At 63.2% G+C, this 20155-nt stretch carries 22 protein-coding genes; 5 read left to right on the top strand and 17 right to left on the bottom strand.

What is annotated here, in order from left to right; all coding sequences use genetic code 11:
* Positions 1 to 149: 149 nt before the first annotated feature.
* The 5 genes from GBJ34_RS00540 to GBJ34_RS00520 all read right to left on the bottom strand — a co-directional run bounded on the left by GBJ34_RS00540 (position 150) and on the right by GBJ34_RS00520 (position 4891).
* A complete protein-coding gene (locus GBJ34_RS00540) occupies positions 150 to 770 on the bottom strand; it encodes a class I SAM-dependent methyltransferase (protein ID WP_151717297.1) in 621 nt (206 codons plus the stop codon).
* Positions 760 to 1512 carry a CDP-alcohol phosphatidyltransferase family protein gene (locus GBJ34_RS00535; RefSeq protein WP_151717296.1) on the bottom strand — a complete coding sequence of 251 codons (753 nt, stop codon included), beginning with the start codon at positions 1510 to 1512 and terminating at the stop codon, positions 760 to 762. Before GBJ34_RS00535 ends, GBJ34_RS00540 begins: the two co-directional genes overlap by 11 nt.
* A gap of 4 nt (positions 1513 to 1516) precedes the next feature.
* Positions 1517 to 2233: a phosphatidylserine decarboxylase gene (locus tag GBJ34_RS00530; protein ID WP_151717295.1), complete on the bottom strand. Its 717-nt coding sequence runs from the start codon at positions 2231 to 2233 to the stop codon at positions 1517 to 1519.
* A gap of 583 nt (positions 2234 to 2816) precedes the next feature.
* Complete coding sequence (rpoH, locus tag GBJ34_RS00525; RefSeq protein WP_151717294.1) at positions 2817 to 3713, bottom strand: RNA polymerase sigma factor RpoH; 897 nt, start codon at positions 3711 to 3713, stop codon at positions 2817 to 2819.
* Between the two features lie 215 nt (positions 3714 to 3928).
* The gene (locus GBJ34_RS00520) at positions 3929 to 4891 is read right to left on the bottom strand and encodes an NADPH:quinone oxidoreductase family protein (protein ID WP_151717293.1); all 963 of its coding nucleotides are present in this window, start codon (positions 4889 to 4891) and stop codon (positions 3929 to 3931) included.
* 309 nt (positions 4892 to 5200) lie between these two features.
* Between GBJ34_RS00520 and GBJ34_RS00515 the strand changes: the two genes are divergently transcribed.
* From GBJ34_RS00515 to GBJ34_RS00505, 3 genes are all read left to right on the top strand, one after another.
* The gene (locus GBJ34_RS00515) at positions 5201 to 5563 is read left to right on the top strand and encodes a helix-turn-helix domain-containing protein (RefSeq protein ID WP_151717292.1); all 363 of its coding nucleotides are present in this window, start codon (positions 5201 to 5203) and stop codon (positions 5561 to 5563) included.
* 187 nt (positions 5564 to 5750) lie between these two features.
* On the top strand, positions 5751 to 6572 hold the full coding sequence (hisN, locus tag GBJ34_RS00510) for a histidinol-phosphatase (protein ID WP_151717291.1): 822 nt from the start codon (positions 5751 to 5753) through the stop codon (positions 6570 to 6572).
* A gap of 62 nt (positions 6573 to 6634) precedes the next feature.
* Entirely contained in the window at positions 6635 to 6952 is a 318-nt protein-coding gene (locus GBJ34_RS00505) for a ribonuclease E inhibitor RraB (protein ID WP_192931064.1), read from the top strand.
* 6 nt (positions 6953 to 6958) lie between these two features.
* Here the strand turns inward: GBJ34_RS00505 and GBJ34_RS00500 are convergent, their stop codons facing one another.
* The 4 genes from GBJ34_RS00500 to GBJ34_RS00485 are packed head-to-tail and all read right to left on the bottom strand — an operon-like array spanning position 6959 to position 10672.
* A complete protein-coding gene (locus GBJ34_RS00500; protein ID WP_151717289.1) occupies positions 6959 to 7972 on the bottom strand; it encodes a histone deacetylase family protein in 1014 nt (337 codons plus the stop codon).
* Entirely contained in the window at positions 7969 to 8433 is a 465-nt protein-coding gene (locus GBJ34_RS00495; RefSeq protein WP_151717288.1) for a GNAT family N-acetyltransferase, read from the bottom strand. The genes GBJ34_RS00500 and GBJ34_RS00495 overlap by 4 nt, the downstream gene beginning before the upstream one ends.
* The gene (locus GBJ34_RS00490; RefSeq protein WP_151717287.1) at positions 8430 to 9344 is read right to left on the bottom strand and encodes a BKACE family enzyme; all 915 of its coding nucleotides are present in this window, start codon (positions 9342 to 9344) and stop codon (positions 8430 to 8432) included. The genes GBJ34_RS00495 and GBJ34_RS00490 overlap by 4 nt, the downstream gene beginning before the upstream one ends.
* Positions 9341 to 10672 carry an aminotransferase family protein gene (locus GBJ34_RS00485; RefSeq protein ID WP_151717286.1) on the bottom strand — a complete coding sequence of 444 codons (1332 nt, stop codon included), beginning with the start codon at positions 10670 to 10672 and terminating at the stop codon, positions 9341 to 9343. The genes GBJ34_RS00490 and GBJ34_RS00485 overlap by 4 nt, the downstream gene beginning before the upstream one ends.
* Before the next feature lie 101 nt (positions 10673 to 10773).
* Here GBJ34_RS00485 and GBJ34_RS00480 point away from each other — a divergent pair, with 101 nt between their 5' ends.
* Positions 10774 to 11730: a LysR family transcriptional regulator gene (locus GBJ34_RS00480; RefSeq protein WP_151717285.1), complete on the top strand. Its 957-nt coding sequence runs from the start codon at positions 10774 to 10776 to the stop codon at positions 11728 to 11730.
* A gap of 67 nt (positions 11731 to 11797) precedes the next feature.
* On the opposite strand, the gene GBJ34_RS00475 is transcribed toward GBJ34_RS00480, so the two are convergent.
* From GBJ34_RS00475 to GBJ34_RS00440, 8 genes are all read right to left on the bottom strand, one after another.
* On the bottom strand, positions 11798 to 12904 hold the full coding sequence (locus GBJ34_RS00475; protein ID WP_226340995.1) for an NUDIX domain-containing protein: 1107 nt from the start codon (positions 12902 to 12904) through the stop codon (positions 11798 to 11800).
* Positions 12901 to 13341 (bottom strand): TrgA family protein, encoded by a 441-nt coding sequence (locus tag GBJ34_RS00470; RefSeq protein ID WP_151717284.1) that lies wholly within the window; start codon positions 13339 to 13341, stop codon positions 12901 to 12903. The genes GBJ34_RS00475 and GBJ34_RS00470 overlap by 4 nt, the downstream gene beginning before the upstream one ends.
* Before the next feature lie 25 nt (positions 13342 to 13366).
* The gene (locus GBJ34_RS00465; protein WP_151717283.1) at positions 13367 to 14581 is read right to left on the bottom strand and encodes an SAM-dependent methyltransferase; all 1215 of its coding nucleotides are present in this window, start codon (positions 14579 to 14581) and stop codon (positions 13367 to 13369) included.
* Positions 14582 to 14750: 169 nt separating this feature from the next.
* Positions 14751 to 14972: a ribbon-helix-helix domain-containing protein gene (locus GBJ34_RS00460; protein WP_151717282.1), complete on the bottom strand. Its 222-nt coding sequence runs from the start codon at positions 14970 to 14972 to the stop codon at positions 14751 to 14753.
* 153 nt (positions 14973 to 15125) lie between these two features.
* Positions 15126 to 15311: a DUF4169 family protein gene (locus GBJ34_RS00455; RefSeq protein ID WP_151717281.1), complete on the bottom strand. Its 186-nt coding sequence runs from the start codon at positions 15309 to 15311 to the stop codon at positions 15126 to 15128.
* Between the two features lie 6 nt (positions 15312 to 15317).
* Entirely contained in the window at positions 15318 to 16712 is a 1395-nt protein-coding gene (gene fumC, locus GBJ34_RS00450; RefSeq protein ID WP_151717280.1) for a class II fumarate hydratase, read from the bottom strand.
* A gap of 207 nt (positions 16713 to 16919) precedes the next feature.
* On the bottom strand, positions 16920 to 17387 hold the full coding sequence (locus GBJ34_RS00445) for an SspB family protein (protein ID WP_151717279.1): 468 nt from the start codon (positions 17385 to 17387) through the stop codon (positions 16920 to 16922).
* Positions 17388 to 17590: 203 nt separating this feature from the next.
* Entirely contained in the window at positions 17591 to 18853 is a 1263-nt protein-coding gene (locus GBJ34_RS00440) for an aminotransferase class V-fold PLP-dependent enzyme (protein WP_226340994.1), read from the bottom strand.
* Positions 18854 to 19088: 235 nt separating this feature from the next.
* Between GBJ34_RS00440 and GBJ34_RS00435 the strand changes: the two genes are divergently transcribed.
* Positions 19089 to 20135, top strand: a complete 1047-nt coding sequence (locus GBJ34_RS00435; RefSeq protein WP_151717278.1) for an ABC transporter substrate-binding protein — start codon at positions 19089 to 19091, stop codon at positions 20133 to 20135.
* The last annotated feature ends 20 nt before the right edge of the window (positions 20136 to 20155 follow it).

Raw genomic sequence — 20155 nt, 5'->3', positions numbered from 1 at the left:
AACGCTTCGGATCAACGCTTCGGATCAACGCTTCGGATCAACGCTTCGGATCAACGCTTCGGATCAACGCTTCGGATCAACGCTTCGGATCAACGCAAAACGGGCGGAACCTGCGGCCCGCCCGTTTTGCTGTTTCAGATGCGACGCGCTCAGTCGCGGCGACGCAGGCGCAGATAGGTCATCATGCCCATCGGCGGCAGGCCATCTTCCTCGACCAGTTCCAGCCGTGCATCGCCCAGAATGCGGGCGCGCGAGAAATCGCTGTGCCAGCCCAGCAAATCGGACAGGGGGGCCGCCGCGCGTTCCAGCCGCGCCATGAAACCCTTCCCTTCGGCGGCGAAGTGATTGACCACCAGCACATGACCGCCGGGTTTGCAGACCCGCGCCATTTCGGTCATCACCCGTTCGGGCTCGGGCACCACCGACAGGATATGCATCGCGCAGACGCTGTCGAAACTGGCGTCCGGGAAATCCAGTTCGCGCGCATCCATCTGGCGCAATTCCTTGACATGGCCCAGCTTCTGCGCGGCCACCTTTTCCTGCGCCTTGGCCAGCATGTCTTCAGAAAAATCGATCCCCGTCACCTTCATATGGGCCGCATAGAAGGGCAGCGCGAGGCCGGTGCCCACACCCACCTCCAGCACCGTTCCCCCCACCGCATTGGCAAAGCCCGTGGCACGCCGCCGTCCGGCATGGGTCACCGCACCGAAGGTCCGGTCATACACCGGGGCCCAGCGGGCATAAGATTTGGCGACGGCTTCAAGCTCCATCCTTGGGGTCCTTTTGCGACTTGGGGGCGCGCCGGACGAGGCTCACCGCGATAATGCAGAGATAAATCAGATCCATCGCCACCAAGGTGGCCCATGGATAGGCCAGAAGCGCCGCCAGAAGGGCTGCGAAGGCCACGACGACATAGCGCACATATTGCGCCTCGAAGGTCAGCTTCTTGAAAGAAGGGGTCTGGAAGCGCCCGATCATCATCGCCCCGACCAGCGCCATCCAGATCGCGACCAGCCCGCCATGCAATGGCTCGGCCCCGGTGGCGAAGGCCGCAAACATCGGCAGAAAGCACAAAAGCGCCCCAGCGGGCGAGGGCACGCCCTGAAAGCCCGTCTTTTCTGCGGTGGAATCAATCGCACGATGACCGATGTTGAAGCGTGCCAGACGCAAGAGACAGGAGACGACATAGATCAGCACCGCGATCCAGCCCGCCGCCCGCATGTCCTGCAAGGCCCAAAGCCAGACGATCAGCCCGGGTGCCACGCCGAAATTCACGAAATCGCACAGGCTGTCGAGTTCGGCCCCGATCTGGCTTTCGCTGCGCAACAGCCGCGCCAGCCGCCCGTCCAGCCCATCCATGATGGCTGCCAGAAAGATCAGGATCAGCGCGGCAGCAAAGCGCCCCTCGATGGCAAAGCGGATCGCAGTGACCCCGGCGCAAAGCGCGCCGACCGTCAGCATATTGGGCAAAAGCCCCAGAATGGACATCCGGCGCGGGCGCGGCGCTTGCATCTGGTCAGACCATCTTTGCAAAGCGTTGCGGCAGATCGCGGCCCAGTTCGGCAATCACGGTCTCGCCTGCGACGCAGTTCTGGCCCAGCGCCACCAGCGGCACCACCCCTTCGGGCAGATAGACATCGACCCGGCTGCCAAAGCGGATCAGGCCGAAGCGCTGCCCGGTTTTCAGGCTCTCCCCTTCGGACACGAAGGGCAGGATGCGGCGGGCCACCAGCCCCGCGATCTGCACCACGGCAATCTGGCGACCATCGGCCAATTCCAGGCACAGGCTGTTGCGCTCATTGTCGCTGGAGGCCTTGTCGAGCGAAGCATTGAAGAACTTGCCGGGACGGTAGGCCATTTTCACCAGCCGCCCCGCGATGGGCGCGCGATTCACATGGCAATTGAACACCGACATGAAGACCGACACCCGCAGAAGCGGCGCGTGGCCCATGCCCAGTTCCGGCGGCGGGGCCGCGCGTTCGATCAGCGACACGATGCCATCTGCGGGCGAGACCATCAGCCCTTCGCCCTGCGGCACGGCGCGCTTGGGATCGCGGAAGAAATAATAGCACCAGACCGTCAGCCCGGTGCCGATCCAGCCCAGCGGCGTCCAGATCCAGAACAGGACCAGCGTGATGACGGCAAAGATGCCGACAAACTTGAAGCCCTCGGGGTGCATCGGCTTGATGAAGGTGTCGAGCATCGACAGATGGGCGTCGGTCGGCTTTGTCATGTCACTGTCCTTGATCCGTTTGCGCCCTTGGTAATGACAGCAGCCCCAAGGATCAACGCCCGCAAGCCATGCTTTGCCACCGCACCGCCGCCCCATTGCTGCACCGCCGCATCGCGGCAGGAATACGACGCTTTGGACAGGAAAAGCGACGCAAAGTAAAGCCCCTCCAAAGTCACATTTGCAATGCAGGGCTGCAACGCGGCGAAACCCGCCCATGGCGCGACCAGGACGACAACCAGACCGCCAAAGGAAAAAGGGGCGGCATGGGGCCGCCCCTTTCTGAACTTCGGTGTGCATCTTCGCGGATGAGCCGTCAGACAATCGCCCGCCCTGCGAAGAAGGGCGGCTGAGGGATAGGGGCGGGGCGATAACCGCTCCGCGCGCCTGGCATGTGGGCAACCCGGTCGGGGTCACGCGGTCGGTGCGGAATTGCTCCGCGCATCTGGCGTGATACCCGTGACGTCAGGGGGGCCTGCGCCGGACAGCGCCCGCGCCCCATGCGCTTGGCGCAAGGCTTGGATGCGGGTCCGTAGCACAAATCCCCGGTGCAGCAACCCGACTGCAAAGCCGTGGCGCGGCAGGTTCAGGCGCTGGCCAACATCCCCTTGCCGCGCGCCAGTTCCTGCATCCGATTCTGCAGCTTTTCAAACGCACGCACTTCGATCTGGCGAATCCGCTCACGCGAGACGCCATAGCTTTCGGACAGATCCTCCAGCGTGACGGGCTCATCCGACAGGCGGCGCTGAACCAGAATATCGCGCTCGCGTTCATTCAGCACGGCCATCGCCTGCGCCAGCAACGCCCGGCGCGCATCCATCTCGTCGCGCTCGGCATATTCGCCAGCCTGATCGCTGTCTTCATCCTCCAGCCAGTCCTGCCATTGACTGCTGCCTTCACCATCGCCGCCGATCGTGGCATTGAGCGAGGCATCCGACCCCGCCAGACGGCGGTTCATGTCAATGACTTCGGTCTCGGTCACCGAAAGGGCCTGAGCGATGGCGGCAACGTTTTCGGGGCGCAGATCGCCCTCTTCCAATGCGCCGACCTTGGCCTTGGCCTTGCGCAGATTGAAGAACAGTTTCTTCTGCGCCGAGGTGGTGCCCAGCTTCACCAGGCTCCAGGACCGCAGGATATATTCCTGGATCGAGGCGCGGATCCACCACATCGCATAGGTCGCCAGACGGAAGCCCTTTTCAGGATCGAAACGCTTCACCGCCTGCATCAGTCCGACATTGGCCTCCGAGATGACCTCGGCTTGCGGCAGACCATAGCCACGATAGCCCATGGCGATCTTGGCGGCCAGACGCAGGTGGCTGGTCACCAGACGATGGGCCGCGTTGGAATCCTGACGATCCACCCAGGCCTTGGCCAGCATGTATTCCTCTTCCGGTTCCAGAAGCGGAAATTTACGGATTTCCTGCAAATAGCGGTTCAGCCCCTGTTCGGGACTGGGGGCGGGCAGATTGGCATAGCTTGACATGTGCGACTCTCCCTCATGACCCGGCGGATGTGCCCCCGCCAGCGGCCAGAAACAAATTTGACCGTTCAAGACCTTGCCCTGACAACGCAGGTCAGGTCCATTCGGTTTCACGTCAGATTTGGGATGATCCGTCGCAATTACGAGGAATGTGTCACCATCTCACGCAACCGTGTGTTTGCGTTAACGGGCGGCCGTTTCACCCCGCCGTCACCTTCTCAATCGACCGTCACCACGACCTTGCCGCTGGACCGGCGGCTGCGCAGCAGTTCCAGCGCCTCGGCCGCCTGATCCAAAGGCAGGCGTGCCCCGATATGGGGATGCAGATCCCCCGCCGCAATCCAGCCCGCAAGCGCGGCAAGGCTGGCGGTCAAGACCTCGGGCCGGAAGGCCAGATAGCCGCCCCAGTAAAGGCCCATCACCGAAAGATTTTTCACCAGCAGCAGGTTTGCAGGCACCTGCGGCACCTCGCCCCCGGCAAAGCCGATGGCCAAGAGCCGCCCCTCGGGTCTTGTCGCCCGCAAGGCCTCGTGAAAACCCGGGCCACCGATGGTGTCGTAGACCACATCCACCCCGCCAAGCGCCTTCAGTTGGCCGCGCAGATCCTCGCTATCGCTGTCGATCAGATGATCGGCCCCGGCGAGGCGCGCGATCTCCAGCTTCTCCGCCCCCCGCGCCGATGCGATCACGCGCGCGCCCATGCGCTTGCCGATCTCCACCGCGGTCAGCCCCACCCCGCCTGTTGCACCAGTGACGAACAAGGTTTCGCCCGGCAGCAAACGCGCCTTGTGATCCAGCGCCAGATGCGAGGTGCCATAGGCGATCTGAAACGCGGCACCCGTCGCAAAATCCATCGCATCTGGCAGGCGCAGGCAGCGTGCGGCAGCGACATTGGCCTCGGTCGCAAGACCCCCCTGCCCGGCAAACCCCGCGACCCGATCGCCCAAGGCAAAACCTGCAACGCCCGGCCCGATCGCGGTCACCACCCCCGCAAGTTCCATGCCCAGGGTGAAGGGCGGCTGAAGACGTTCCTGATAACGGCCCTCGATCATCAACAGATCGGCGAAATTCAACCCGCAGGCTTTGACAGCGACTCGCAGCTCGCCCGCGGCGGGTTCCGGCAGGGTCACCTGCTGAAATTGTGGGGCCCGACCGAGGGTGGTGACCTGAAACGCACGCATCGAATGTCCTCCGATCACATAGGCAAGTGATTCTATGTCAAAATGCCGATGACCTAAGGCATTTTGACCATGCGCCTTGATCTAACCCACCATTGCCAAAAAAAGAACGTGCAATTTCCACAAAAGGGAATAAGGAAAATATGGTGTATTTCCCGCCTGTTATCCATTTGTATAGAAACTTGCCCCACAATTTTCACAATTGGCGTATCAGGAAGTGGAAAACAGGGGAAAGTCGGATTAGCCTTACACCCTGAGGCTGCGTTGGCCTGACCGGCTTTGACCGGGATAGTATGAGAGGGAACCTTAGTTATGAAGCACCCGGTAGATGCCCATGTTGGGAAGCGAATCCGCCATCGTCGTTGGATGGTTGGTATGACGCAGCAACAGCTGGCGGATAGTGTGGGCATCAAGTTCCAGCAGATTCAGAAATATGAGACCGGGATGAACCGCGTCTCCGCCTCCCGCCTTTGGGACATTGCTGAAACGCTGGGCGTCAATATCGGGTTCTTCTTCGAAGGCATCGACGAGGCGCGCGAGACACCGACCTCGGTCGAGGGCGACATCCTCGCCGACAAAGAGGCGCTGGAACTGGTGCGCTCCTACTACGCGATCCCGGAGGCACAGCGCCGCCGTCTGTTCGATCTGGCCCGCGTTCTCAGCGACGCGGCCTGATCGGCGGAAACGTCCACGCCCTGTCCATCGGGCAGCGGCCGCATGAGACCCGTCACAACCGCCCGGAGCCTTTGCCCCGGGCGGTTTATTTATGGCCTCGTCCCTTTCCGATCCGCTGTCGCGCAATTGACCCGGCGCACCAGCACGGCTAGCCCTTGGTCAGACAGCAGCAGCGGGAGGTTGGGCAATGGCAAGCGAAGCAAATGACGGGGTGCGCCTTGATGCAGGCCTGCAGGCCGAACTGATCGCCGTGGCCCATGCGCTGGCGGATGCGGCGCGGGCGGCAACCCTGTCGCATTTCCGCAGCGCAGACCTGACCGCCGACAACAAGGAAGCAGACCGCTTCGATCCCGTCACCGTGGCCGACCGCCTGTCGGAACAGAAGATGCGCGAGATTTTGGCCGCTCGCCGCCCGCAGGACGGCATTCTGGGCGAGGAAATGGGCACCACGACCGGCACATCCGGTCTGACCTGGGTGCTGGATCCGATCGACGGCACACGCTCTTACCTCAGCGGCACGCCGACCTGGGGGGTGCTGATCTCGGTCGCGGATGAAGGCGGCCCGATCTACGGGCTGATCGACCAGCCCTATATCGGCGAGCGGTTCGAGGGGGGCTTTGGCCGCGCCGAAATGACCGGCCCGCATTGGACGCGGGGCCTGCGCACCCGCGCGCCGCGCGCCTTGAAGGATTGCCTCATCATGTCGACCTTCCCCGAGGTGGGCACGCCCGAGGAAGGGGCGGCCTTCCATCGGCTGGCCAGCCAATGCCGGCTGACCCGCTATGGCACCGATTGCTACGCCTATGCATTGCTGGCTGCAGGCCATATAGATCTTGTGGTCGAGGCCGGGCTGCAACCCTATGATGTGCAAGCACCCATCGCGGTGATCGAGGCGGCGGGCGGCAGGATGACCGGCTGGGATGGACGCCCCGCGCATCAGGGTGGACGCGTCCTTGCGGCCTCTTCCCCCGAGGTTCACGCCGCCGCCATGGCCGTGCTGAACGGCTGACAGCAAGGCGGCCTTGCGCCGCGCCCCGGCCTCGGGCATCAGGGGCGAAAATGGAGGCCAGGATGAGCCACGATTACAAAGCGCAGAAAGCCGAAACCTTCGACAGTTTCGAGGCCTTCGCCAAGGACGCTCCCAAACTCGCGACCATCACCTATCAATTCTACCCCGAGGATGTGGATGCGAAATGGGATGCGGTGCAGAAGGCGCTGGAGGCGCGCGGCTTCCGCACCCATCGCGATGACGAGGATGAATTGCTCGATGCCGAGATCGGCCCGCTGAAGATCAGCGCCGAAACCATCTGGCAACATGAGCAGATCGCGACCGAAATTGCGCTGAAATACGATTTCACCCCCGATGGCTGGGGTCTGCTGGAGGAATAGCCCCCCTCAGGTCCCGCGCAGGAAGGCGGTCAGGTTCGCGCCCAGGCTGGGTTGCAGATAGCCGCCCTCCTGCACCACGACCAGCGGCAGGCCAAGGCCCGCAATCGCGGCCGCGATCCGGGTGAAGCCTTCGGTGGTCACGCGCAAGCCCTTGAACGGGTCATCCTCATGCGCATCCAGCCCCAAAGCCACCACGATGACATCGGCCCCAAAGGCCCGGATCCGCGTCAGGGCAACCGCCAGTGCCTCCTGATAGCCCGCATCATCGGTGCCGCGCGCCAGCGGCAGGTTCAGGTTGAAGCCCATCCCCTCCCCCTCGCCGCGCTCTTGCGCGGCCCCCCAGAAAAACGGGTAAAAGCGGTCCGGGTCGGCATGAAGGCTGACGGTCAGCACATCGCGGCGATGGTAGAACATCCCCTGCGTGCCATTGCCGTGATGCACATCGACATCAAGGATCGCGGGCCGCAGCCCCTGTGACAGCAGCCATTCGGCGGCAATGCCGGAATTGTTCAGAAAGCAAAAGCCGCCCGCCAGATCGGCAAAGGCGTGATGTCCCGGCGGGCGCGACAGAGCATAGGCCGCCTGTTCGCCCCCCGCCACCGCCGCCGCGGCCGTTAGCGCGGTCTGGGCCGACCAATAGGCCGCCTCCCAGGTGCCCGCCGCAATCGGGCAGGCCGTATCGGCCTGATGATAGCCCGCCTGCCCCAGCACCGATTTTGGATAATTCGCCCCGCGCCGGTCGGGATGGATATTGGGAATCACCTCATCTGCGGCCCCTTCGATGCGCGACCAGCGGGCATGGACGGTCTGCAGGAAGGCCAGATATTCGGCGCTATGCACGGCCGCCAGCGGCCCCATGCCGAAATCGCGCGGGGTATCAAACACCGCCCCCGCAGCCTCGGCCCCGGCATGGAGGACCTTGATCCGCTCCGGCTTTTCCGGGTTGGGCTGGCGCATTCCATTGGCCATGAACATCTGCGGATCGTGCAGAGCCTGCCTTGCGTCGAGATAGGCTTTCATAACGCCTCCAATGCCGCGCCTTCCAGCGTCAGCCAATGATCTTGCGGATTCTCTGAAAAGCCCAGCCTTGCATAAAAGGCGTGGGCGCGCGGATTGTTGGCATAGACGCCAAGGCGCAGGAAAACCGGGCCGAACTCTGCCGCTGCCTGATCGCGCACCGATGCCAGCAAGCCCCGCCCGATACCACCCGACCGCGCGCCCTGATCAACCCATAGATCGGTGACAAAAGCCCCTGTCGCGCCACGCAAGGTCGACAGGAATGGCGACCAAAGCGCCATGCCCTGCACATGCTGCCCAGAACAGGCCAGCATCGCCCGGGCTGCGCCCTTCGCCAAGGCGAGGTCCAGCTGGCCCGGGTCCAGATGGAAGGGATCACCCATCGCATCCGCAAGACCGCGCAGCCCGGCCATCACCACCGCGGCATCCGCAGACTGCGCCGCCCGATAGATCACCGCCGTCATGCGAAGACCTGCCTGCCCTTCAGGCCCAGCATGGCGCGCGCCTCATCGGGCGTTGCGACCTCACGACCCAAGGCCTCGACAATACCCCGAACCTTTTCCACCTGCTCGGCGTTGGAACGCGCCAGCACCCCGCGCCCGAGGTAAAGATTATCCTCCAGCCCGACGCGGACATGGCCGCCCATCGCTGCGGCAATGGCCGCGAACTCCATCTGACGCCGCCCTGCCGCCAGAACCGACCAGTGATGATCTGGAAACAATTTCTGCGCGGTCTGGTGCAGATGGACCAGATGCTCCGGCTCGGCCGCGATGCCGCCCAGCACGCCCATCACGAATTGCAGGAAGGGTGCCCCTTCGATCAAACCGCGATCCATGAAATGGCGCAGCATATAAAGATGGCTGATATCATAGCATTCAAATTCAAACCGCGCGCCCTTGGCCCCCATCCGCGTCAGCACCGCCTCGATGTCACGCGGGGTATTCTTGAACACAAGATCATCGCTGCCGCGCAGGAAGGGTTCTTCCCAGTCAAAGCGCCAGTCGCGCGGCCTCATCGCCATAGGATACAGCGCGAAGTTCATCGTGCCCATATTCAGGCTGCACATCTCGGGGGCGAACACCTCTGGCGCGGCCAGCCGCTGTTCGAGCGTCATCACCGCCGACCCGCCGGTGGTCATATTGATAACGGCATCGCTTTGCCTTGAAATATCAGGCAAAAATCCCCGCCAATGCGCGGGATCGGCTGAGGGGCGACCGTTTTCCGGGTCGCGGGCATGAAGATGCAGGATCGCAGCCCCCGCCTGGGCTGCCCCCACCGCCTGCGCTGCAATATCCGCGCCTGTAAAGGGCAGATGCGGCGACATGCTGGGCGTATGGATCGAGCCGGTGATCGCGCAGGAAATGATGATCTTCATGGCAATTGCCCTGCATGGGCACTGGCAAATCCGTCAAGGGCGCGGGTCAGTTTCTCCATGATCTCGTCGACCTGTGGCGCGGTGGTGATCATCGGCGGGCAGACCAGGAAATGATCGCCCTCATAGCCGCCGCGCGTGCGGCGTGAATAGATGATCAGCCCCTCGGCATAGGCACGTTCCACCAGATCGTCATAGGCATTCATCGTGCGCGGCAGCGGCGCTTTTGTTTCCCGATCAGCAACAAACTCAAAGGCCAACAGCAGCCCTTCGCCGCGCACATCGCCAATGAATCCATAGCGCTGCATCAGGTTCTTCAGACGGGTTTTCAACAGCGCGCCAATGTCGCGGGCATTGCGCAGCAGGTCCTGTCGCTCGATCTCCTCCAGCACGGCAAGGCCCGCCGCACAGGCCAGCGGGTTACCGGCATAGGTATGGCCATGCAGGAACCCCCCCCTTTCCTGCACCGCATCCACGATTCGGGCCCGCGCCACCATCGCGCCCAGCGGCACATAGCCCGCGCCAAAGCCTTTGGAGATCGCGACGATATCGGGCGTAATCCCCCAAAGATCACCGCCCAGAAACTGCCCCACCCGGCCACCGCCGCTCATCACCTCGTCATGGATCAGCAGGATGCCGTATTTGTCGCAGATCGCGCGCACCGCCTGCATGTAGCCCGCAGGCGGCACCAGCGCCCCGGTCGAGGCACCGCCGACCGGCTCTTGGATGAAGGCCAGCACGGTCTCGGGGCCTTCAGCCAGGATCTTTGCCTCCAGCATTGCCGCGTAATGCGCGCCGGTCGCCGGGTCATCTGGGTCCAGCCCGTCAAGCCAGGCGCGTGGCGCCGGGATCTTGGGCATCTCCACCATCATCGGGCGGAACGGATCGGTCAGCGGGTCATAGCCGGTGACCGACAGCGCCCCCAGCGTCGAACCATGGTAGCAGGGAAAGCGCGAGATCACCTTCCACCGGCTGGCTTGGCCCGTTGCCACCGCCCATTGCCGGGCCAGTTTCATCGCCGATTCCACCGCCTCCGACCCGCCGGAGACGAAGAAGACCTTCTCCATCCCCGCGGGGCTGAGGGCGGCCAGTTTCGCGGCCAGCCTCTCGCTCGGTTCGGTCTCGAAATGCAGGCGATAGCCGAAGGTCGACCGATCCATCTGCGCCCGCATCGCGGCCAGAACATTGGGGTTGGAATGGCCGATATTGCTGACCATCGCGCCGGATGACCCATCGATAAAGCGCCGCCCCGACCTATCCCACATATAGATCCCCTCGGCGCGGTCGAGCACCGGCCGCGCGGCAGAAGACAGGTAAAACAGATGGCTCATCGCGATCTCCAGACGGCGGGATTTGCCCCATATTGGCGCGGGAAAGGACATAGGCAAAATAGATAGTTGAAATCGCACTTATTGGATTTATCAATAAGGCCATGCGCCTGACACCCGCCGAAAAACTCGCTCGTGATCTGGACTGGAGCCTGCTGCGCGTCTTTCTGGCGCTGGCCGAGGCCGGATCGGTCACCGCCGCTGCCGACCGTCTGGGGCTGAAGCAACCTTCGGTCAGTCAGGCCCTGAAACGGCTTGAGGATCGCTGTGGTCATCGGCTGATCGAGCGTGGTCCGGGGCTGTTTTCCCTGACCCCGCAAGGGCTTGCCCTGCTGCCAGAGGCCGAGACCGTGCGCGCCGCCATCCTGCGTGCCGCACAGGCCATGGCCGAGGCTGCGGGCGAGGTCGCGGGCGAGGTGACGCTGGCACTGGCCTCACATGTGGTCTCGCCGCTGCTGGATGAAGGCCTGCGCCGCTTCCACAGCCGCTATCCCAGGGCCACGCTCTCCATCGATGTGCTGCCCTCGCGCGAGGCATTGGCGCGCACCGCGCAGGGCCGGGCCAGCCTTGCGATCTGCCTGCTGTCGGACCCGGCGCCCCCCTTGCAAACCGTGCTGTTCTACCGCGAATTTTTCGGGTTGTTCTGCGGCCCCGGCCATCGGCTCTTCGGACACACAGACCTGCGGCTTGCCGATCTGGCGGGTCATGCTGCCGTCAGCTTCCAGACAGACCGCATGGGGGATGCGCTCTCAGCGGTAACCGAGTTGCGCCAGCAAGCGGGCCTGACCGGCCCGGTTGGCCAATCCACCCATCTGGAAGAGGTGCGGCGTATGATCGTGGCAGGCCTTGGCATCGGCCCCCTTCCGCTGCATGTGGTTGAGGACGATCTGCAACACCGCAGGCTCTGGCGCCTGCCGCCCTTCAAATCCCCGCCCGCCATTGACGTGCATCTGGCCTTTGACCCAAAGGCGCGTGCCAACCGCGCCGAAGCCGCCTTTCTGGCCATCCTGCAAGACATCCTGACCGAAGTGCCGCCCCAGGCCCGGATCTACGGCCCCTGAGGTCCATTTTCTGTCTAAAATATCCTAGGGGGTGAGGCGCGGGACGCGCCGAGGGGGGGCTGGCCCCCTACCTTGCGGCCCGCAGCCGTGCGCGTTCCCGTTGCAACCACAGAACCGAGATCAGCAGCGGCGCATTGTTGACTTCGCCGCGCGCGACCAGATCCATAAGATCCGCGAATTCCACCAGATGGCCGCGAATATCCTCAGCCTCGCCCTCGACGCCGAAGACACCCGTGATCCCGTCGGGCAGATCGCACAGCGCGACATAGGAATAGAGATATTCGCTTTTCGCGCCCGGCGTCGGATAATAGCCCGCGACTGGTTCCAGCGCGCCAAGGGTCAGGCCTGCCTCCTCCACCGCCTCCCGGCGGGCAGCCTGTTCGGGGGTTTCATCGGCATCGACCCGTCCGGCAATCGCCTCCAGCAACCAGGGTTGCGGATCGCTGCGCCCCATCGGCCCGGCGCGAAATTGCTCGATCAGCAGCACGCGGTCACGCATTGGATCGTAAGGCAGCACCGTCACCGCATCCCCCGACACAAAGACCGCGCGATTGATCCGTGCGCTCATTGTGCCATCAAAACGGCGATAGCGCAGATCAAACTCCTCAACCGCAAAGAAATTGGCATAGGGTTGGCTGTAGCGATCGATCACCAGATCATCAGGGGTCGCATGATGGCGCAGCGTTGTGGATGCCGCACCCTGCGCCCGCAGCCGGCTTGCGCCCTGCACCAGCATCTGGGAATAACGCCGCACCACCTCGGCGGCGGGGCGCTGTCCCATCAGCGCCATCACATCGCCTGCGGTCGCAACCGCCACCGGCCCCCAGTCGCGCACCCAATCGGCCAGAACCCACGGACCTGCCACCGCTGCCCCGTCGGGGGGCAGATAGACCAGCGCAGGATCGCCTTGCGCCAAAGGCAGCGCATGGGTTTCATAGCCAAAGCCGCCCTCGTAATAATCCAGCCGCGCCAGATCCTCGGCACTGGCATCGCGCAGCAGCACCCCTTGTGCGATCGCGCCCGCAGTCGGGCGGAGCACCGGCCACGCGCCATCCGCCGACCAGAGAACCTGATATCCCGGCAGCTCTGCCGCCGTCACCTCCGCCTCACGGCCCAGAACGGCAGCACGCAGGGCGGCGTGACACAATGTGCCATAAAAGAACAGATCGCTCACGGCCAGCGCCGCCCGATCATACCCGCCAACACCCCGCAGGCGATGCCGCCCACCACCATCGTGGCGCCAAAGGCCGGAGTCGCCAGCATCATGGCGTAGTCGCCCGCGATATCGAAGGCCCCAATCAGCCCTTCGATCGGGCCGCGATAGATATGGTTCATCGACCGGATCAGCATCTCGCGCATGGCAAAGAACAACAGCGCCAGCACGACGATGAAGACCACAGTCAGCACACCCGAACTTGGCGCATCGCGCGCGGGGGCCTCGGCCCGGCTGCCCATGACACGCCAGCCGCAGCCCGCGCCGATCAAGCTACAGATCACAAAGAACATATCCGGCACTTGCGACAGCCCGGATTGGCGGAACGCCATCAGCGACAGCAGATAGGCGAGGGCTGTAAAGAAGATCGCCCCTGCGAGTTTTCCGGCTGTCGGCATTCTGTCCAATCCTTGCGCGCGGGCCTTAGGCGGGCCGCGTCACGGTCACCTGCGTTACGTCGCAGTTTCCGCCCTGAAAGGCACCCGCGCAAGAGGTCAGGTAGAAATTCCACATCCGGCGAAAGCGATCATCAAATCCCAAGGCCCGCACCTCCGGCCAATGGGCATTGAAACCGGCATACCAGCGCCGCAGGGTCTGGCTGTAGCTTTCACCAAATTCCAGCGACCCGGCAAGGCGCAAGCCCGCCTGCGCCACCTCGTGCTGCAAGGCGCGCGGCGAGGGCAGCATCCCGCCCGGAAAGATGTATTTCTGAATGAAATCAACGCCACGTCGATAGGTCTCGAACCGATGATCGGGCACGGTGATGATTTGCAGCACCGCATTGCGGCCGGGCTTCAGGCAGTCGCGCAGCGTGGCGAAATAGGCCGGCCAATATTGTTCACCCACCGCCTCGAACATCTCGATCGAGGCGATACCGTCATATTGCCCCTGCTCGTCGCGATAATCCTGCATCCGGATCTGCACCCGGTCCGACAGGCCCGCCCGCTGCATTCGCGCTTGCGCGTAATCATGTTGTTCCTGCGAGATGGTCAGGCAGGTCAGCCGCAGCCCGCGCTGTCCCGCCGCATATTCGGCAAATCCGCCCCATCCACAGCCGATCTCCAGCAGGTGATCGCCGGGCTGCGCCCCGATCCGGTCCACCATCGAGGCATATTTGGCGATCTGCGCAGCTTCCAGACTTTCGCGCGGATCGCGAAACAGCGCCGAGGAATAGGTCATCGTCCGGTCCAGCCAGAGCGCGTAAAAGTCATTGCCCAGATCGTAATGGAACGAGATATTCTTGCGCGCCTGACGGCGGGAATTGCCGCGCATCCAATGCCGCATCCGCTCATAAGCCCGGATCAGACCCATGCCGGGAAAGCCGTCATTCACCGCATTATTCGCCGGCTGCTGCACCAGATCCATGAAGGCCTGCAGATCGGGTGTATCCCATTCGCCCTCAACATAGGCGTCGCTGAAGCCCAGATCGCCCTCGCGGATCAGCCGCGCGAAGACATCGGGATTGCGCACGATGATTTCGGCCTGCGGGCCGGGCGCAGAGCCTTCTGCGCGAAAACGACGCCCGTCGGGCAGCACGAAATCAAGCCGCCCTGCCTGCAGTCGTTCCAGCACCCGCAGAACCTGCGCAAAATAGCGGGGCAGATCCGCCTGCCCCTGCGCCGTCGTCAGCACCGTCATGCACACCTCCGCCCGCGCACTTGTCTGCCCACGCAATTTGTCTGGCGTCTCGAAGGCAGATGATTCCGCAAGCCCGGCGCTTTCTCAAGCCTTTCCTTGCGGAAAGCAGGATCAGGCGCGAAAGCCGGCGACCATGCGCCCGCCCGTGCGCCCCTCAAGAAGCGTAAAGTCAGGCGCGGTCGCGATAGAACCGCAGCACCGCCAGCCGGATCGCGGTGGCAAGACCGCTGTCACCGCCGCGCATCTCGTCGATTTCCACCGCCAACTCGTTCAACCCCATGCCACGCGCGGCGGCAAGCGCACGGAAACCGTCCCAAAACTCCGCCTCCAGCGAGACGCTGGTGCGGTGGCCGCGCAGGGTCAGCGAGTGTTTCTGGGGACGCGTGGGCATCAAGATATGCTCCGGCGGTAAAGCCTTGATCGGCTTTGGCATTGGCGGGGGCGGCCGAATTTGCCCGGACGAGAACCGCGACGAAAATGGTGGCGGGCACCGGCAAAGAAACAGCGATGAAGATCCGCACAGTCGAAGGCCCGCTTCAACCGATCACTCGGCCTCGCTGTCGCGCTTCTTGCCGTCCAATTCGGATTTCGCGCGGGCGGCATCCGCCGCCTCGCGCGCTTTTTGTGCCTTGGTGCGTCCGAACTTCACCGCATTCGCATCCGCCTCGGCGCGGGCTTCTTGCCGCGCCTTGGCCTTACGGATCTGGTTCAGATTGACGACCTCGGCCATGGGAGATCAGCCTTTCGGGCCGATCATGTCTTCGGGACGCACCACGCGGTCAAAGGTTTCGGCATCCACCAGACCAAGCGCAATCGCCTCTTCCTTCAGCGTCGTGCCGTTCTTGTGGGCAGTCTTGGCCACTTTGGTCGCGTTATCATAGCCGATGGTCGGTGCCAGCGCCGTCACCAGCATCAGCGATTCCTTCATCAGCTTGTCGATACGGGCCACATTGGCCTGGGTGCCAACCACCATATTGTCGGTGAACGACCCCGCCGCATCGCCCAGAAGCTGCATGGATTGCAGCACGTTATAGGACATCATCGGGTTGTAGACGTTCAGTTCGAAATGGCCCTGGCTGCCGGCGAATCCCACCGCCGCGTCATTGCCCATGACATGGGCGCAGACCATGGTCAGCGCCTCGGCCTGGGTCGGGTTGACCTTGCCCGGCATGATCGACGAGCCCGGCTCATTCTCCGGCAGGATCAGCTCGCCCAGACCCGAACGCGGGCCCGAACCCAGCAGACGCAGGTCATTGGCGATCTTGAACAGCGATGCCGCCACGGTTTTCAGCGCGCCCGAGAACATCACCATCGCATCATGCGCGGCCAGGGCCTCGAACTTGTTCGGGGCGGTGACGAAAGGCAGGCCGGTGATCTCGGCGATCTGCGCGGCGACGCGGGTATCCCAACCCACGCGGGTATTCAGCCCGGTGCCGACAGCGGTGCCGCCCTGCGCCAGTTCATAGATATCGGGCAGGCAGGCCTTCACGCGAGCAATGCCCTTCTCGACCTGCTTGGCATAGCCGCCAAATTCCTGACCCAAGGTCAGCGGCGTCGCATCCTGGGTATGGGTGCGGCCGATCTTGATGATATCCTTGAATTCTTCGGATTTCGCGACCAGCGCCTTATGCAGCTTTTCCAGGCCCGGGATCAGCACATCGCGCGCCATCATGCCGATGGCCACATGCATCGCGGTCGGGAAAGTGTCATTCGACGACTGGCCCATATTCACATGATCATTCGGATGGACCGGCTTTTTGGAGCCCATCACCCCGCCCAGCATCTCGATCGCGCGGTTCGAGATGACCTCGTTCGCGTTCATGTTGGACTGGGTGCCCGAGCCGGTCTGCCAGACCACCAGCGGGAAGTTGTCGTCAAACTTGCCCTCGATCACCTCGGTCGCGGCGGCGGCAATCGCCTCGCCCAATTCCTTGGAGATATCGCCTTGCCCGATATTGACCAGCGCACAGGCTTTCTTGATGACGCCCAGCGCGCGGATGATCGCGACGGGCTGACGCTCCCAACCGATGGGGAAGTTCATGATGGAACGCTGCGTCTGCGCGCCCCAATACTTGTCGGCGGGAACCTCAAGCGGGCCAAAGCTGTCGGTTTCGGTGCGGGTGGCGGTCATGCGCAAGCCTCCGGGAAAAATTCATGCCCCTTCTAGGCGCGGCCCCGTCAGAAATCAATCAGCATACGAATGTATACCGCTAACATGCTAGATGAGATCCCGGATAGGATGATGGGCCCTGCCCCGATTTTTCGCCGAAAAATCGCCATCCTCCCCTGGACCGCGCCCCAGCGACGGCCGACCCGTGATTTTTCGATGCAAGATCGTTTATTTGCGGAACTTGTCCAGGCTGACTACCTCGGCCTCATGAGGGCGGGCCGGGCTGTCGTCGGCCTCGGCCGCGTCGGCTTCGTCATCCTCTTCCTCGTCGTCATCTTCATCCGCATGGGTCTCGAACCGCAGGCCGAATTCGACGGAAGGATCGACAAAGGTGCGCACCGCATCGAAGGGAATCACCAGCGGCTCCGGGCTGTTGCCGAAGTTCAGCGTGACCGAGAACCCGTCGTCGGTAACCTCCAGATTGTCGAACCAATGCTGGATCACCACCGTCATTTCCTCGGGGTAGCGCGCGCGCAGCCAGTCGGCGATGGCAACATCGGGATGCTGGGTGTCGAAGGTGATGAAGAAGTGATGCGCGCCCGGCAAACCGTTCTGCGCCACATCCTCCAGCACGGATTGGATAAGCCCGCGCATCGCGCGATGCATCAGGTTGCCATAGTCGATCGTGCGGGCCATGAAGCACCTCTTGCAATTCCCCCTCACCATAAGGGGCGGGCGGGGTGATGGAAAGAGTGTTTCCCCACAGCCGGACGCAGCACGAAGGTCACAGCACGGAAAACCGGCAAGCCCCGGTCAGGTGGACCTGAAGGCCCCTTGTCTATCGACGCAAGTCCGCGCGCGCCCGACGGCAAGGGCGCGCACGGCAATCCTCATGGCGTTCAGGCCTGCAGCACCTTGTCCAGCGCGGTCATCAACTGATGGACCTCGGCCTGCGAGGTGTAATGCACGAAGCTCAGCCGCAGCACGCCCTTCTCGCGATCGACGCCCAAGCCCTCCAGCGGGCGCACGGCATAGAAATCACCGCCCCCCGCCATGATGCCATGATCGGCCAGCGCAGTTGCCACCGGCAGCGCCGCACGATCCAGCGCAACCGCCACCGTCGGTGCCCGCCCCTCGGCCCGGCGCGGCCCGATCAGTCGCAGGTCGTTGCGCGCAGCCAGCATGTCAAGCAGCGGCTGCAACAGCGCCACTTCATGCGCCCGCATCAGATCATGTACCGCATTGTTGCGCGCAGCAGGCGTGGCATTTGCACCGCCGAAATGATGGGCGTAAAGCGCATCGACATAATCGGCCATACCCGCGCTTGCCGCGACCTGCGCATGATCCGGGCCCGCCGGGGTGAAGCGCTTGTAAAGCACCCCGCCATTGAAGAAATGCGCCTGATTGGGCAGCACATCGCCAAAGCCCTGACGGATCACCATGATCCCTTGATGCGGGCCATAGGTTTTATAGGCCGAGAACAGATAGACATCGGCCCCCAGCGCCTGCATGTCGGGGAAGCCATGCGGGGCGTAGCTCACGCCATCGACGCAGGTAAAGGCACCCGCCGCCTTGGCCATGGCGCAGATCTCGGCCACCGGATTGATCTCGGCCACCACATTTGAACAATGCGGGAAGCAGACGAGCTTGACCGCGCTATCTTCCAGTAATTTCGCCAGATCGGCCGGATCCAGATGGCCGGTCTCGGGGTCAATGCGCCATTCGCGGATCTCGATCCCCTCATCGGCCAGACGACGCCAGACGCCGGAATTGGCCTCGTGATCCTGGTTGGTCACCACGATGGCGGCCTTTTGCCCCTTCAGCCATTGCCGCACCGCATTGGCCAGAACAAAGGTATTGGCGCTGCTGGAGGGCCCGAAAGACACTTCCTCGGTTGCAACCCCCATCAACGCGGCCAAACGCGCCCGCGCCTCGTCCATTTCTTCGCCACCCAGCGTGCTGGCCTGATAGGGCGCATAGGGCTGCACCTTTCGCTCATGATAAAAACGAAACAGGCGGTCGATCACCGGCTTGCAGGTATAGGACCCGCCTGCATTTTCAAAGAAGGCCTGGCCTTGCAGGGCTGCGGTCTCAAAGGCCGGGAACTGGCTGCGGACGAAATCAAGATCGAGGCCGATCCCGGCGGTGGCATTGGTCATCATGTGAACTCCCTGTTGCGGGCGATCCTGCAATGCCCCCGCCGCAGCTTCAACCCGGCTGCGTCACCCACCATGTCGCCTTTGTGCATATTTTGATCAAACGCGGCGATTTTGCGCCATCGCCATGCAGCGGGCAGAATTTTGCCTTGAGCCGTCACCGGCCCTCGCTTAGCGTTTCACCATTCGCGGGGCGATCGCCCTGATGCAACCTTTTTCACCCTTCAGGCAAGGAGCCTCCATGACCATTCGCACGACCCTGTTGACCGGAGCCGCGCTGGCCGTCGCCCTGCCCGCTTTCGCGGCCGATTCCGAAATGACGGTGCTGGACTGGGCCGGATGGGAGATTGACGGCGTCCTGACCGGCTATGTCGAAAAGAACGGCCAGAAGCCGACCTATTCCTTCTTTGCCGATGATGACGAGGCCTTCCAGAAAGTGTCCTCGGGCTTCAAGACCGATGTCGCCCACCCCTGTGCCGCCCATGTCGGGCGCTATCGTGAGGCCGGCCTGATCGAGCCCTGGGATATCAGCAAGATCCCGGAATTCGGCAATATCCCGAAGCGGATGCTCGAATCCAAGATTTTCACCGATGACGAGGGCACCTGGTTCATCCCGACCGATTACGCCTATACCGCCATTGCCTATAACACCAAGGACGTGCCGGAGGCCGATGTGGCCTCGTTGCAGGTCTTTGCCGATCCGAAATATGCAGGCCGCATCTCGCTGCCCGATTCGACCGATGATGTCTGGTCGCTGGCCTTCCTTGCCACCGGGCTGACCTCCTGGGACAATGTGACGGATGAGCAGTTCCAGGCCGCCGCCGACTGGCTGCGCGCAGTTCACCCCAATGTCCGGGCCTATTGGTCCGACCCGGCCGAAATGGCTCAGCTGATGGCCACCGGCGAGGTTCTGATCGCCTGGTCCTGGAATGACGGTGTCGCCACGCTGAAGGGCGAGAATTTCCCCGTCGGCTTCAACCGCAGCCCGACCGAAGGGGCCACGACCTGGTTCTGCGGCTATGTGAACCTGAAGGATGGCCCCGGCAAGGAAGACAAGGCCTATGACTTCATCAACAGCCTGCTCGCGCCCACATCGGCCGCGCCGCTGCTTGAGGTGCTGGGCTATGCGCTGGCCAATGACGCCGCGATGAAAACGGTGCCGGAAGAAGAGCTGAAGGCCGCCTATGTCGACCCGGTCACCACCACGCTGCTGCCGCAGACCCCGGTGCCGACCGAATTCCGCACCAAGATGATCGAGGAGTTCGAGGCGATCAAAGCCGGGTTCTGATCCCTGCCTCATGACGATCC

The sequence above is a fragment of the Gemmobacter serpentinus genome, assembly GCF_008973825.1.
Classification (GTDB): Bacteria; Pseudomonadota; Alphaproteobacteria; order Rhodobacterales; family Rhodobacteraceae; genus Gemmobacter; species Gemmobacter serpentinus.
Note: the sequence above shows the minus strand (reverse complement) of the source record. Positions and strands in the feature narration are given on the sequence as shown.